At 63.0% G+C, this 17407-nt stretch carries 1 protein-coding gene; it reads left to right on the forward strand.

Annotated features, from left to right (window positions below):
* Positions 1-207: 207 nt before the first annotated feature.
* A complete protein-coding gene (locus tag CAF74_RS28240; RefSeq protein WP_085748535.1) occupies positions 208-17340 on the forward strand; it encodes a LapA family giant adhesin in 17133 nt (5710 codons plus the stop codon).
* Positions 17341-17407 lie beyond the last annotated feature (67 nt).

Below are 17407 nucleotides of genomic sequence, written 5' to 3' on the forward strand. Positions count from 1 at the left end.
ACATTACTGGGGCGATTGTTTAGGATGGCACCCAGAAGGTCAATAGTTTGGCATAAAGTTAATAGCGAAAGAATCTAGCCAAAATATTGACGAACAACAGCGTCAACTTTGTTTCATCTTTTTTTAAAAGTACGTCCAGACTGAATCGGCGCAGACAGCCATCAGGTCTATGGAAGTCAACTGAACGTGACACCCGGAGAGTCTTCAATGAGCAGTGTTGTTGCCATCGTCAAAAGCATTGTTGGTCAGGTTTTCGTGGTGTCCCCAGAGGGCGTCCGTCGCGTACTCGTTGAAGGCGACCGGCTGTTTGCCGGCGATCAGGTCGACACCGGCGTTTCCGGCGCCGTGTCCCTGGAACTGGCCGATGGCCGCACGATCGATCTGGGCCGCGACACTCAGTGGAGCGCCGATGCCCCGGATTCCAGCACCGACCTGGCCGAAGCCACCGCGCAAGCCGCGCCGTCGGTAGAAGAGCTGCAACAAGCCATCGCCGCCGGTGTCGACCCGACTACCGCCCTTGAATCCACCGCCGCCGGCCCTAGCGCCGCAGGAACTGGCGGTGCCGCCGGTGGCGGTCACAGCTTCGTGATGCTCGATGCGACCGCTGGCCGTGTCGACCCGACCATTGGTTTCCCGACCGCAGGCATCAACGCTGCCGGCCAGGCCGCCCAGAACATCACCGGCGGCCAGACCACCGACACCAACGCCAATGTCCTGCGCGAATCGACCCTGAGCCTCAGCGCCACGCCGAGCATTACCGAAGCCGGCGGCGTTCTGGTGTACACCGCGACCCTGACCCAGGCGCCGCTGACCGACCTGACCATCACCCTGTCCAACGGCGCGGTGATCGTGATTCCGGCCGGTTCCACCACCGGCACCGTCAACGTGCCGCTGGCACCGAACGACACTGTTTATAACGACCCGACCCAGATCGACGTGACCGTCACCGGCACCACCGGCGGCAACGGCATCACCGTGACCCCGCCGACCACCCCGGCCACGACCCAGGTCACCGACACCATCGACACCACCACCGTCACCCTGACGGCGGGCCCGAGCGTGACCGAAGGCGGTCAGATCACCTACACCGCGACCCTGACCAACCCGGCGCAGACGCCGGTGACCGTGACCCTGTCCAACGGCTCGACCATCACTATCGGCGCCGGCCAGACCACCGGCACCGTCAACGTGCCGACCGCACCGAATGACGTCTATAACAACGGCAGCACCGTCACCACCACCATCACCGGTGCCACGGGCGGCAACTTCGAAAACCTGGTGCCGAACCCGACACCGGCCGTTACCACGATCGTCGATTCGCGAGATACCACCGGCCTGACCCTGACCGCTACCGGCACCGTGGTCGAAGGTGGCCAGATCACCTACACCGCGACCCTGACCAACCCGGCGCAGACGCCGGTGACCGTCACCCTGTCGAACGGCTCGACCATCACCATCGGCGCCGGCCAGACCACCGGCAGCGTCAACGTGCCGACCGCGCCGAATGACGTTTACAACAACGGCGGCACCGTCAGCACCACGATTACCGGTGCCACCGGCGGCAATTTCGAGAATCTGGTGCCAAACACGACGCCAGCGACCACCACCGTCACCGATTCCATCGACACCACCAACCTGTCGCTGAGCGCCACCGGTTCCGTGGCCGAAGGCGGTTCGATCGTCTACACCGCGACCCTGACCAATCCTGCCGGGACCCCGGTGACCGTGACGTTGAGCAACGGCTCCGTCATCACCATCGAGGCTGGCAAAACTACCGGCACCGTGACCGTTCCGGCGCCAGCCGATGACGTCTATAAAGACGCCGGCAAAGTCGAAGTCACTATCAAGGACGCAACCGGCGGCAACTTCGAGAACCTGGTGCCAAGCACCGTTCCGGCCGTTACCGAAGTCACCGACACTATCGACACCACCACGGTAAAACTCACAGCGACCGAATCAGCGGCTGAAGGTGGCACTGTCACTTATACCGCTACTGTCGGCGCACCAGTGACCGGTTCGCCGGTCACTGTGACGCTGGCCAGTGGTCAGTCGATCACCATCGAAGTGGGCAAAACCACCGGTACCGTGACCACCACTGCGCCGAACGATGCGTTGACCGGCAATGCACCGCTGACCAACTCGATCACCGGCGTTTCCGGCGGTAACTACGAAAATCTGGTGGCCGACAAAACCCCGGTTTCGACCACGGTGACAGACGTGGCCGACACCACCAATCTGACCCTTAGCGCCACCGGCACTGTCGCCGAGGGTGGTTCGATTGTTTACACCGCGACCCTGACCAATCCGGCCGGTACCCCGGTGACCGTGACGTTGAGCAACGGCTCCGTCATTACCATCGAAGCTGGCAAAACCACCGGCACCGTGACCGTTCCGGCGCCAGCCGATGACGTCTATAAAGACGCCGGCAAAGTCGAAGTGACCATCAAGGACGCCACCGGCGGCAATTTCGAGAACCTGGTGCCGAGCACCGTTCCGGCCGTCACCGACGTGACCGACACCGTCGACACGACCACCGTCAAACTGACCGCGACCGAGTCGGCGGCTGAAGGCGGCACCGTTACTTACACCGCCACCGTCGGCGCACCGGTGACTGGCTCGCCTGTCACCGTGACCCTGGCTAACGGTCAGTCGATCACCATCGAAGTCGGCAAAACTACCGGCACCGTCACCACCACCGCACCGAACGACGCATTGGCCGGCAACGCACCACTGACCAACGCGATCACCGGCGTGAGCGGCGGAAACTACGAGAATCTGGTCGCCGACAAGACGCCGGTCAGCACCACCTTGACCGACACTGTCGACACCACCAACCTGACCCTGAGCGCCACCGACTCCGTGACCGAGGGCGGCTCGATCATCTACACCGCGACGCTGACCAATCCAGCCGGCACTCCGGTGACCGTGACGTTGAGCAACGGCTCCGTCATCACCATCGAAGCCGGCAAAACCACCGGTACCGTGACCGTTCCGGCCCCTGCCGATGACGTCTACAAGGATGCCGGCAAAGTCGAAGCGACCATTACCGGCGCAACCGGCGGCAACTTCGAAAACCTGGTGCCAAGCACTGTGCCGGCCGTGACCCAGGTCACCGACACCATCGACACTTCAACCGTCAAACTGACCGCGACCGAATCGGCCGCTGAAGGCGGTACCGTCACTTATACCGCGACGGTTGGCGCCCCGGTAACCGGCTCGCCGGTGACCGTGACCCTGGCCAACGGTCAGTCGATCACTATCGAAGTCGGCAAAACCACCGGCACCGTGACTACCACGGCGCCGAACGACGTACTGGCCGGCCATGCACCGCTGACCAACTCGATCACCGGTGTGAGCGGCGGCAACTACGAAAACCTCGTGGCCGACAAAACGCCGGTCAGCACCACCATCACCGATACCGTTGACACCACCACCGTATCGCTGACCGCCACCGGCAACGTCAACGAGGGCGGGCAGATCATCTACACCGCCACCCTGACCAACCCGGCCGGCACCCCGGTGACCGTGACGTTGAGCAACGGCTCCGTCATCACCATCGAAGCCGGCAAAACCACTGGCACCGTGACCGTTCCGGCTCCTGCCGATGACGTCTACAAAGATGCCGGCAAAGTCGAAGTGACCATCAAGGACACTTCCGGCGGCAATTTCGAAAACCTGGTGGCCAACCCGACGCCAGCGGTGACCAACGTCGCCGACACCATCAACACCACGCACCTGACCCTCAGCGCCGAAAGCTATGTGCTCGAAGGCACGTCGATCACTTACACCGCGACCTTGACCAACGCCGCGCAGACGCCGGTGACCGTCAACCTGAGCAACGGCCAGACCATCGTTATCGAGGCCGGCAAGACCAGCGGTTCGGTGACCATCCCGGCGCCGAGCGATGACGTCTACAAGGATGTCAGCAAGCTCACCGTGACCATGACCGATGCCAGCGGCGGCAACTTCGAGAAGCTCGACGTCAGCAAGACGCCGGTCAGCACCACGGTCAACGACACCATCGACAAGACCACGCTGACCCTGAGCGCCAGCGATACTGTCAGCGAAGGTGGCCAGATCACCTACACCGCGACCCTGAGCAACCCGGCCGGCACCGCCATGACCGTGACCCTGGCCAACGGCGCGGTCATCAACATCGCCGCCGGTGCCACCAGCGGTTCGGTGAACTTCCCTGCGCCGGCCAACACTCCTTACATCGACGGCGGCAAGGTGCAGACCGCGATTGCCAGCCACAGCGGCGGCAACTTCGAACAGGTCGATGCCAACCGTTCGGCGGTGGTGACCAAGGTCACCGACACCGTCGACACCACCAACATCAGCCTGAGCGCCACCGGCTCGGTTGCCGAGGGCGGTTCGATCGTCTACACCGCGACCCTGACCAACCCGGCCGGCACGGCCATGACCGTGACCCTGAGCAACGGCGCGGTGATCAACATCGCCAAAGGCGCGAGCACCGGCACCATCACCGTCGCCGCACCGGGCGACGACGTGTACAAGGACGCCGGCAAAGTCGACGCCAGCATCACCAAGACCACGGGCGGCAACTTTGAAAACCTGGTGGTCGACAAGACCCCGGCGGTGACCGACGTCACCGACACCATCGACAACAGCACCGTTTCCCTGAGCGCTACGGCCAGCACAGTTGAAGGCGGCGTGGTGGTTTACACCGCCTCCGTCACCGCACCGGTGACCGGCTCGCCAGTGGTCGTGACGCTGTCCAACGGCCAGACCATCACCATCCCGGTCGGCGCCAGCAGCGCCAGCGTCAACTACACCGCACCGAACGATGCACTGGCCGGCGGCAACACGCTGAGCGTGAAGATCGACGGCACCAGCGGCGGCAATTACGAAAACCTGGTCGCCGACAAGACTCCGGCCGTGACGTCAGTCACCGACACCGTCGACACCACCAACCTGACCTTGAGCGCTACAGGTTCCGTGGCCGAAGGCGGTTCGATCGTTTACACCGCCACGCTGACCAATCCGGCTGGCACGCCAGTGACCGTGACCCTGAGCAACGGCTCGGTGATCACCATCGAAGCGGGTAAAACCACCGGCACCGTGACCGTTCCGGCGCCTGCCGATGACGTTTACAAAGACGCCGGCAAAGTCGAAGTGACCATCAAGGATGCGTCCGGCGGCAACTTCGAGAATCTGGTTCCGAGCACCGTTCCGGCCGTCACTGAAGTGACTGACACCATCGATACGTCGACCGTGAAGCTGAGCGCCGATACGTCGGTGGCTGAGGGCGGCACCGTCACCTACACCGCCACTGTTGGCGCTCCGGTGACTGGTTCGCCGGTCACCGTGACCCTGGCCAACGGTCAGACCATCACCATCGAAGTCGGCAAGACCACCGGCACCATCACCACCACCGCGCCGAACGATGCACTCAACGGTCATACCCCGCTGAGCAACTCGATCACTGGCGTGAGCGGCGGCAACTACGAAAACCTCGTAGCCGACAAAACCCCGGTCAGCACTACCGTGACCGATACCGTCGACACCACCGATCTGACGCTGACCGCGACCGGCACCGTGGCCGAAGGTGGCCAGATCACCTACACAGCGACCCTGACCAACCCGGCCGGTACTCCGGTGACCGTGACGTTGAGCAACGGCTCCGTCATCACTATCGAGGCTGGCAAAACCACCGGCACCGTGACCGTCGATGCGCCGAAAGACGACGTCTACAAGGACGCCGGCAAAGTCGAAGTGACCATCAAGGATGCAACCGGTGGCAACTTCGAGAATCTGGTACCGAGCACTGTTCCTGCCGTTACCGAAGTCACTGACACCATCGACACCACCACGGTGAAACTGACTGCGACCGAGTCGGCGGCTGAAGGTGGCACTGTCACTTACACCGCCACCGTTGGCGCTCCGGTAACCGGCTCGCCGGTGACCGTGACCCTGGCCAACGGTCAGTCGATCACCATCGAAGTCGGCAAGACCACTGGCACCGTGACCACCACTGCGCCGAATGACGCGTTGAACGGTCACACTCCGCTGACCAACGCGATCACCGGCGTGAGCGGCGGCAACTACGAGAATCTGGTCGCCGACAAGACTCCGGTTTCGACGACCGTCACTGACACCGTCGACACCACCAACCTGACCCTGAGCGCCACCGATTCCGTGGCCGAGGGCGGCTCGATCACCTACACCGCGACCCTGACCAATCCGGCCGGCACTCCGGTGACCGTGACGTTGAGCAACGGCTCAGTCATCACCATCGAGGCCGGTAAAACCACCGGCACCGTGACCGTCGATGCGCCGAAAGACGACGTCTACAAGGACGCCGGCAAAGTCGAAGTGACCATCAAGGATGCAACCGGCGGCAACTTCGAGAACCTGGTGCCGAGCACTGTTCCGGCTGTTACCGAAGTCACCGATACCATCGACACCACCACGGTGAAACTCACCGCGACCGAGTCGGCGGCTGAAGGCGGTACCGTTACTTACACCGCGACCGTCGGCGCTCCGGTGACGGGTTCGCCTGTGACCGTAACCCTGGCCAATGGTCAGTCGATCACTATCGAAGTCGGCAAGACCACCGGCACCATCAGCACCACCGCACCGAACGACGCGTTGAACGGTCACACCCCGCTGACCAACGCGATCACTGGCGTTTCCGGCGGCAATTACGAGAATCTCGTAGCCGACAAGACCCCGGTTTCGACCACCGTCACCGATACCGTCGACACCACCAACCTGACCCTCAGCGCCACTGACTCGGTGGCCGAGGGCGGTTCGATCGTTTACACCGCGACGCTGACCAACCCGGCCGGCACCCCGGTGACCGTGACGTTGAGCAACGGCGCCGTCATCACCATCGAGGCCGGTAAAACCACCGGCACCGTGACCGTCGATGCGCCGAAAGACGACGTCTACAAAGATGCCGGCAAGGTCGAAGTCACCATCAAGGATGCAACTGGCGGCAACTTCGAGAACCTGGTGCCAAGCACCGCTCCAGCCGTCACCGAAGTCACCGACACCATCGACACCTCGACCGTCAAACTGACTGCGACCGAGTCGGCTGCTGAAGGCGGCACTGTTACCTACACCGCCACCGTTGGCGCGCCAGTGACCGGCTCGCCTGTGACCGTGACCCTGGCCAACGGTCAGTCGATCACCATCGAAGTTGGCAAGACCACCGGCACCGTTACCACCACCGCGCCAAACGATGCGCTCAACGGCCATACGCCGCTGACCAACTCGATCACCGGTGTGAGCGGCGGCAACTACGAAAACCTCGTGGCCGACAAAACCCCGGTCAGCACCACCGTGACCGACACCGTCGACACCACCACCCTGACCCTGAGCGCCACGCCGGAAGTCAACGAAGGTGGCCAGATCACCTACACCGCGACCCTGACCAACGCCGCCGGCACCCCGGTGACCGTGACCTTGAGCAACGGCGCAGTGATCACCATCGAGGCCGGTAAAACCTCCGGCACCGTGACCGTCGATGCACCGAAGGACGACGTCTACAAGGACGCCGGCAAAGTCGAGACGACCATTTCGACCACCACCGGTGGCAACTTCGAAAACCTGGTCACCAGCACCGCCCCGGCGGTCACCACCGTCAATGACACCATCGACACGTCCACCGTGTCGCTGACCGCTACCGCCAACGTCGCCGAAGGCGAAACCGTGGTCTACACCGCGACCGTGACGGCGCCAGTGACCGGTTCGCCGCTCGTCGTGACCCTGTCCAACGGACAGACCATCACCATCGCCGTCGGCGAGACCACCGGCACCGTGAACTTCGTCGCGCCGAACAGCCCGTTGGCGGGCGGCAGCTCGCTGAGCGTGACCATCGACAAGGCCACCGGTGGCAATTACGAAAACCTGGCGGTCGACGGCAAACCGGCAAATACCTCGGTTTCGGACACTGTCGACACGACCAACCTGAACCTGACGGCCACCGATTCGGTTGCCGAGGGTGGTTCGATCACTTACACCGCGACCCTGACCAACCCGGCGGGTACGCCGGTGACCGTGACCCTGTCGAACGGCGCCGTCATCACCATCGAGGCCGGTAAAACCACCGGCACCGTGACCGTCGATGCACCGAAAGACGACGTCTACAAAGACGCCGGCAAAGTCGAGGCAACCATTTCGACCGCTACTGGCGGTGGTTTCGAGAACCTGGTGCCAAGCACCGTTCCGGCCGTGACCAACGTCACCGACACCATCGACACCACCACGGTGAAACTGACCGCGACCGAGTCGGCGGCTGAAGGCGGAAACGTTACTTACACCGCTATCGTCGGCGCGCCTGTGACCGGTTCGCCTGTGACCGTGACCCTGGCCAATGGTCAGTCGATCACCATCGAAGTCGGCAAGACCACGGGCACCGTCACCACCACCGCACCGAACGATGCGCTCAACGGCCATGCGCCACTGACCAACGCGATCACTGGCGTGACTGGCGGCAACTACGAAAATCTCGTGGCCGACAAAACGCCGGTTTCGACCACCGTCACTGATACCGTCGACACCACCAACCTGACCCTGAGCGCAACTGGCTCGGTGGCCGAGGGCGGTTCAATTGTTTACACCGCGACCCTGACCAATCCGGCCGGCACTCCGGTGACCGTGACCTTGTCGAACGGCGCTGTCATCACCATCGAGGCCGGCAAAACCACCGGCACCGTGACCGTCGACGCACCGAAAGACGACGTCTACAAAGACGCCGGCAAAGTCGAAGCGACCATTTCGACCGCCACCGGTGGCAACTTCGAGAACCTGGTGCCGAGCACCGTTCCGGCCGTGACCGAAGTCACCGACACCGTCGATACGACGACCGTGAAGCTGACCGCTTCCGAAACGGCCGCTGAAGGTGGCACCGTTACTTACACCGCCACCGTTGGTGCTCCGGTGACTGGCTCGCCGGTCACCGTGACCCTGGCCAATGGTCAATCGATCACCATCGAAGTGGGCAAGACCACCGGCACCGTGACCACCACTGCGCCAAACGATGCGCTTAACGGCCACACGCCGCTGACCAACGCGATCACTGGCGTGAGCGGTGGCAACTACGAAAACCTCGTCGCCGACAAGACGCCGGTCAGCACCACCGTGACCGACACCGTCGACACCACCAATCTGTCGCTGACCGCGACCGACAGCGTGGCCGAAGGTGGCTCGATCGTTTACACCGCGACCCTGACCAACCCGGCCGGCACACCGCTGACCGTGACCCTGTCGAACGGCGCTGTCATCACCATCGAGGCCGGCAAAACCACCGGCACCGTGACCGTCGCCGCGCCAACCGATGACGTCTACAAAGACGCCGGCAAGGTTGAAGTGACCATCAAGGACGCAACCGGTGGCAACTTCGAGAACCTGGTTCCGAGCACCGTTCCAGCCGTAACGGAAGTCACCGACACCGTCGATACGACGACCGTGAAGCTGACCGCTTCCGAAACGGCCGCTGAAGGTGGCGCCGTCACTTACACCGCGACTGTTGGCGCGCCAGTGACCGGCTCGCCTGTGACCGTGACCCTGGCCAATGGTCAGTCGATCACCATCGAAGTGGGTAAAACCACTGGCACTGTCACCACCACCGCGCCGAACGATGCGCTCAACGGCCACACGCCGCTGACCAACGCGATCACCGGCGTGACTGGCGGCAACTACGAAAACCTCGTAGCCGACAAAACGCCGGTGTCGACCACCGTCACTGACACCGTCGACACCACCAATCTGACCCTCAGCGCCACCAATTCGGTTGCCGAGGGCGGTTCGATCACTTACACCGCCACACTGACCAACGCTGCGGGCACTCCGGTGACCGTGACCTTGAGCAACGGCGCCGTGATCACCATCGAAGCCGGCAAAACCACCGGCACCGTGACCGTCGACGCACCGAAAGACGACGTCTATAAAGATGCCGGCAAAGTCGAAGCGACCATTTCGACCGCCACCGGTGGCAACTTCGAAAACCTGGTGCCGAGCACCGTTCCGGCTGTGACCGAAGTCACCGACACCATCGACACCACCACGGTCAAACTGACCGCGACCGAGTCGGCGGCTGAAGGCGGCACTGTCACTTACACCGCCACCGTGGGCGCGCCTGTGACCGGCTCGCCAGTCACCGTGACCCTGACCAACGGTCAGTCGATCACCATCGAGGTGGGCAAGACCACCGGCACCGTCACCACCACCGCACCGAACGATGCGCTGACCGGCCACGCGCCGTTGACCAACGCGATCACCGGCGTGACGGGCGGCAACTACGAGAACCTCGTAGCCGACAAAACACCGGTTTCGACCACCGTCACTGACACGGTCGACACCACCAACCTGACCCTCAGCGCCACCAATTCGGTTGCCGAGGGCGGTTCGATCACTTACACCGCCACACTGACCAACGCTGCGAGCACTCCGGTGACCGTGACCTTGAGCAACGGCGCCGTAATCACCATCGAAGCTGGCAAAACCACCGGCACCGTGACCGTCGACGCACCGAAAGACGACGTCTACAAAGACGCCGGCAAAGTCGAAGCGACCATTTCGACCGCCACCGGTGGCAACTTCGAGAACCTGGTGCCAAGCACCGTTCCGGCCGTGACCCAGGTCACCGATACCATCGACACCACCACGGTGAAACTCACCGCGACCACGTCGGCGGCTGAAGGCGGCACCGTCACCTACACCGCTACCGTTGGCGCGCCGGTGACTGGCTCGCCAGTGACCGTGAACCTGTCGAATGGCCAGAGCATCACCATCGAAGTGGGTAAAACCACCGGCACCGTGACGACCACGGCACCTAACGATGCGCTCAACGGCCACGCGCCGCTGACCAACGCGATCACCAACGTGACGGGCGGCAACTACGAAAATCTGGTGGCCGACAAAACGCCGGTCAGCACTACCGTGACCGACACCGTCGACACCACCAACCTGTCGCTCAGCGCGACCGGCACCGTGGCCGAAGGTGGTTCGATCACCTACACCGCGACACTGACCAACGCTGCGGGCACCCCGGTGACCGTGACCCTGAGCAATGGCGCCGTGATCACCATCGAGGCCGGTAAAACCACGGGCACCGTGACCGTCGCCGCGCCAGCCGATGACGTCTACAAAGACGCCGGCAACGTGCAAGCCACGATCGCCAACGCCACGGGCGGCAACTTCGAAAACCTGGTGACCAGCACCACGCCAGCAGTGACCAGCGTTACTGATACCATCGACACCACCACCGTGAAGCTGACCGCGACCGCAACAGCGGCCGAGGGTGGCACCGTCACCTACACCGCTACCGTAGGTGCGCCAGTGACTGGCTCGCCTGTGACCGTGAGCCTGTCGAACGGCCAGAGCATTACCATCGAAGTCGGCAAGACCACCGGCACCGTGACCACTACCGCGCCGAACGACGTGCTGACCGGTCATGCACCGCTGACCAACGCAATCACCGGCGTGAGCGGCGGCAACTACGAAAATCTGGTGGCTGATAAAACCCCGGTTTCGACCACCGTCACCGATACCGTCGACACCACCAACCTGTCGCTCAGCGCGACCGGCACCGTGGCCGAAGGCGGTTCGATCACCTACACCGCGACCCTGACCAACGCCGCTGGCTCGCCAGTGACCGTGACCTTGTCGAACGGTGCAGTGATCACTATCGAAGCGGGCAAAACCGCCGGCACCGTGACCGTTCCTGCGCCAGCCGACGACGTCTACAAGGACGCCGGCAACGTACAGGCAACGATCACCAACGCCAGCGGTGGCAACTTCGAGAACCTGGTCACCAGCACCACACCAGCGGTGACCAGCGTTACTGACACCATCGACACCACCACCGTGAAGCTGACTGCAACCGCGACCGCGGCTGAAGGTGGCACCGTCACTTACACCGCTACCGTGGGAGCGCCGGTAACCGGCTCGCCTGTGACCGTAAACCTGTCCAACGGTCAGTCGATCACCATCGAAGTCGGCAAAACCACCGGCACCGTGACCACCACCGCGCCGAACGACGTGCTGAACGGTCATGCACCGCTGACCAACGCCATCACCAACGTCAGCGGCGGTAACTACGAGAACCTGGTTGCCGACAAGACCCCGGTCTTGACCACCGTCACTGACACCGTCGACACCACCAACCTGTCCCTGAGCGCTACCAACTCGGTCGCCGAGGGTGGCTCGATCACCTACACCGCAACCCTGACCAATGCTGCGGGCACTCCGGTAACCGTGACCTTGAGCAACGGCGCCGTGATCACCATCGAAGCGGGCAAAACCACGGGCACCGTGACCGTTCCTGCGCCAGCCGATGACGTCTACAAAGACGCCGGCAACGTGCAAGCCACGATCACCAACGCCACGGGCGGCAACTTCGAAAACCTGGTGACCAGCACCACGCCAGCAGTGACCAGCGTTACTGACACCATCGACACCACCACCGTGAAGCTGACCGCAACCGCAACAGCGGCCGAGGGTGGCACCGTCACCTACACCGCTACCGTGGGTGCGCCGGTGACTGGCTCGCCGGTAACCGTGAATCTGGCCAACGGTCAGTCAATCACCATCGAAGTCGGCAAGACCACCGGGACCGTGACCACTGCCGCGCCGAACGACGCGTTGACCGGCCACACACCGCTGACCAACTCGATCACCAACGTTTCTGGCGGCAACTACGAAAACCTCGTGGCCGACAAGACGCCGGTCAGCACCACCGTGACTGACACCGTTGACACCACCAACCTGTCGCTCAGCGCGACCGGCACCGTGGCCGAGGGTGGCTCGATCACCTACACCGCGACCCTGACCAACGCCGCTGGCTCACCAGTGACCGTGACCCTGTCGAACGGCGCCGTGATCACCATCGAAGCCGGTAAAACCACGGGCACCGTGACCGTTCCTGCGCCAGCTGACGACGTCTACAAAGACGCCGGCAACGTGCAGGCGACGATCAAGTCCGCCACCGGCGGCAACTTCGAGAACCTGGTCACCAGCACCACACCAGCCGTGACCAGCGTCACCGACACTATCGACACCACCACCGTGAAGCTGACCGCGACCACGACGGCGGCCGAAGGTGGCAACGTGGTCTACACCGCGACCGTCGGCGCGCCAGTGACAGGCTCGCCTGTGACCGTGACCCTGGCCAACGGTCAGTCGATCACCATCGAAGTCGGCAAAACCACCGGCACCGTGACCACTACCGCGCCGAACGACGCGTTGACCGGCCACACACCGCTGACCAACGCCATCACCAACGTGACTGGCGGCAACTATGAAAACCTCGTGGCCGACAAGACGCCGGTCAGCACCACCGTCACCGACACCATCGATACCACCAACCTGTCCCTCAGCGCCACCAACTCGGTCTCCGAGGGTGGTTCGATCACTTACACCGCAACCCTGACCAATGCTGCGGGCACTCCGGTGACCGTGACCTTGAGCAACGGCGCCGTGATCACCATCGAAGCGGGCAAAACCACCGGCACCGTAACCGTTCCTGCGCCAGCCGATGACGTCTACAAAGACGCCGGCAACGTGCAAGCCACGATCACCAACGCCACGGGCGGCAATTTCGAAAACCTGGTCACCAGCACCACGCCAGCCGTGACCAGCATCACCGACACCATCGACACTACCACTGTCAGCATCACCGGCAGCACCTCGGTAACCGAAGGCCAGACCGCCAGCTACACCGTCAGCCTGACCCACCCGGCGCAGACCGAAGTGACCCTGAAAATCGTCTACAGCGGCACCGCCGCCGACGGTTCGGACTTCACCGGCGTGTACACCGTGAAGATCCCGGCCGGTGCCAGCGGCGCGCAGTTCAACGTTGCGACCATCGACGACAAGATCACCGAAGGCACCGAGAACTTCGTGGTCAAGATCGACTCGGCCACCGGTGGCAACTTCGAAAACCTGGCGGTCAGCAGCACCAATGGCAGCGTCAGCACCTCGATCATCGACAACGATGCACCGCCGGTCATCGACCTCGACGCCAACAACTCCAGCGGTGCAACGGGTGCCGACTACAAGGTGACCTTCACCGAGAACACCCCGGGCGCAGGCGTGTCGATTGCCGACACCGACATCAAGATCACCGACCCGGACAGCACCATGCTGACCGGCGCCACCGTCGTGCTGACCAACCGTCAGGACGGCGATGCGCTGAATCTGGGCAACAGCGTCAACGGCATCACCATCAACGCCAACAGCACCAACGGCACCGTCACCCTGACCCTGTCGGGCAACGCGACGCTCGCCGACTACATGCAGGCGATCAAGAACATCAGCTTCACCAACAGCAGTGAAGATCCGAGCACCGTGCCACGGATCATCACCGTGACCGTGACCGATGGCGGCAACTACTCCAACACCGCGACCACCACGGTCAACGTGGTGGCGGTCAACGATGCGCCGGTCGCTGCACCGGTCAACGTCACCGGCACCGAAGACACCCCGCTGGTTCTCGGCTGGTCGACCTTCGGCGTCAGCGACGTCGACAGCCCGGCCAGCAGCCTGGGCGTGAAAATCACCCAGCTGCCGGGCGAAGGCAAACTGCAGTATCTGGACGGTTCGACCTGGAAAGACGTCGCCAACAACCAGACCTTCAGCAAGGCCGATATCGACGCCGGCAAGCTGCGCTTCCTGCCGGATGCCAACGAGTCGGGTGTGAACGGTTACGGTGGCACTGGCGTTGGTAACAATCAGGCCGACTACGCGCAGATCAAATTCCAGCCAACCGACGGCCAGTTGCTGGGCAACACTGGCACCATCAAGATCGACATCACGCCGGTGGCGGATGCACCGACCCTGTCGGTGGCCGACAACAGCGTGAAGTCCACCGGCCTGATCAAGGAAGTCTGGACCGGTCTGTCGGGCCTGGGCACCGACGGCAGCGGCGCCAACTCGACCACCCTGAAAAACGTGATCGACGGCGCAGGCAAGCCGAACACCAGCGGCACTGTGAACAACGTGCAGTCCGACGGCAGCGTGACCGCCGGCACTGCGTCGAAAACCTCGGGCCTGATTTATCTGGAAGCCGGCAAGACCTATACCTTCAGCGGCACCGGTGATGACAGCCTGCTGGTGACCATCGGCGGCAAGAACGTGGCCTCGACCACGTGGGGCGCGGGCGGCAACCTCAACGGTTCGTTCACCCCGACCACCAGCGGTTACTACACCCTGGACATCTACCACCACAACCAGAGCGGCCCGGGCAGCTACGACGTCAACCTGTCGGTCAACGGCAGCACGCCGATCGACCTGAGCAGTGCCGGCGTGCCGATCTACACCGGCGTGCAGGATCTGGTGAATGCCGGCGTGACCGTCTCCGATCTGCACGGCAACAACGGCGAAGGCTATTACGACGGCTACAAACTCAACACCGGCGCCGAAGGCACCACGGTGAAACTGTCGTCGATCAGCACCGCGCTGACCGATACCGACGGCTCGGAAACCCTGAGCATCAAGATCAGCGGCGCACCGGTCGGCTCGGTACTGAGCGACGGCGCAGGCCACAGCTTCACCGTGACCGCCACCAGCGGCGACGCCAACGTCACCGGCTGGAACCTCGGCACCCTGACCGTAACCCCGCCGACCTACTACAACGGCCAGTTCAACCTGACCGTGACCTCGACCTCCACCGAACAAGTCGGCGGCTCGGCCAGCACCACTGCGACCATCCCGGTCACCGTGGTGCCAGCGGTTTACAACGCGGTGGTCGCCACTTCGGCGGACGACACCGTCACCGGCACCGACGGCAACGACATCATCGTCGCCGACATCGGCGGCCTGACCGTGGTGCCGGGCACCAACTACAACATCGCGTTCATGGTCGACAGCTCAGGCAGTATGAGCGCCTCGTCAATCAACGCCGCCAAGGACTCGCTGACGTCGGTGTTCAACACCCTCAAGCAGAGTCTGGGCAGCAACTCCGGCACGGTGAACATCTTCCTGGTGGACTTCGATACCCAGGTCAACAAGTCGGTGTCGGTGAACCTCAACGACCCGAACGCGCTGACCTTGCTCAAGGCCGTGCTGGACTCGATGTCGTCCGGCGGCGGCACCAACTACGAGGACGTGTTCAAGGCCACGGCGAACTTCTTCCAGAGCGCCGAAGCGCTGGCCAACACCGGGGCGAAGAACCTCACGTACTTCATCACCGACGGCCAGCCGACCTACTACCAGAGCAACGAGCAGACCAACCCGACGCTGTACGGCAACGTGAAGCTCGATGACGTGGTGAAAACCAGCAACTACAAACTGGGCGACAGCTTCAGCACCTACATCGACAACACCCACTACCTGAGTATCAACACTGCCGGCGCCGTGGTATTGCAGACGTACAAGAACGGCAGCTGGAGCTGGAACAGCCTGGGTACCATCCACGCTCAGGGTGACGGTACCTACGAGATCTCGAGTCTGGCGGGCAACGGCAGCAGCACCACGACCACGACCACCGATAACGCCAGCAGCGGTTTCGCCTTGCTCAACGGTTTGTCGAACGTGGAGGCCATCGGCATCAACAGCGGTGTCAGCCTCAACGACCTGAAACCGTACGATTCGGACAAGACGCCGCAAACCAACATCGATCCGAAGGACCTGGCCAACTCGATCATCGGCCACACCGAAGCGACGATGCCGGGCAACGACACCGTCAGCGGTGGCGACGGCAACGACATCCTGTTCGGCGACCTGGTGAGCTTCAACGGCATTGCCGGCGAGGGTTATCAGGCGATGCAGGCGTTCGTGGCCAAGGAAACCGGGGTCGACGTCAGCAAAGTCACCACCAGCAACGTGCACCAGTACATCACCGAGCACTATCAGGCGTTCGATGTGTCCGGTGCCCACGATGGCAACGACACGCTGCTGGGCGGCGCGGGCAACGACATCCTGTTCGGCTCGGGCGGCAACGACCTGCTCGACGGCGGCAAGGGCAATGACATCCTGCTCGGCGGCACCGGCAACGACACGCTGATCGGTGGTCAGGGCAACGACATCCTGATCGGTGGTTCGGGTGCCGACACCTTCGTCTGGAAGGCGGGCGACACCGGCAACGACGTGATCAAGGACTTCAAGGCCAGCGAAGGCGACCGCATCGACCTGCGTGATCTGTTGCAGGGTGAGAGTGGCAGCACCATCGACAACTTCCTGAAGATCACCACGGTCGACGGCGTGTCGTCGCTGCAAGTCAGCTCGGGCGGCAAGTTCAACTCGGGCGATGCCGCAGCCGCCACACCGGACGTGACGATCAAACTGGAAGGCAACAACTGGTCCACGGCCAACATTCATAACCTGATTGCCGGCAGCGATCCGACCATCAAGGTCGACCACAACAACAGCTGATGCGTGAACAACGGCCGCCCCACTTGGGGCGGCCGTCACGTTTGCGGTGCTTGAACCGGTGACGATT

This window comes from Pseudomonas sp. R45(2017), from assembly GCF_002112305.1.
GTDB lineage: Bacteria > Pseudomonadota > Gammaproteobacteria > Pseudomonadales > Pseudomonadaceae > Aquipseudomonas > Aquipseudomonas paraglycinae.

Bases quoted from the DNA above. Each gene is read 5' to 3' on its own strand.
- CAF74_RS28240 (WP_085748535.1), top strand. From the start codon at position 208: ATGAGCAGTGTTGTTGCCATCGTCAAAAGCATTGTTGGTCAGGTTTTC.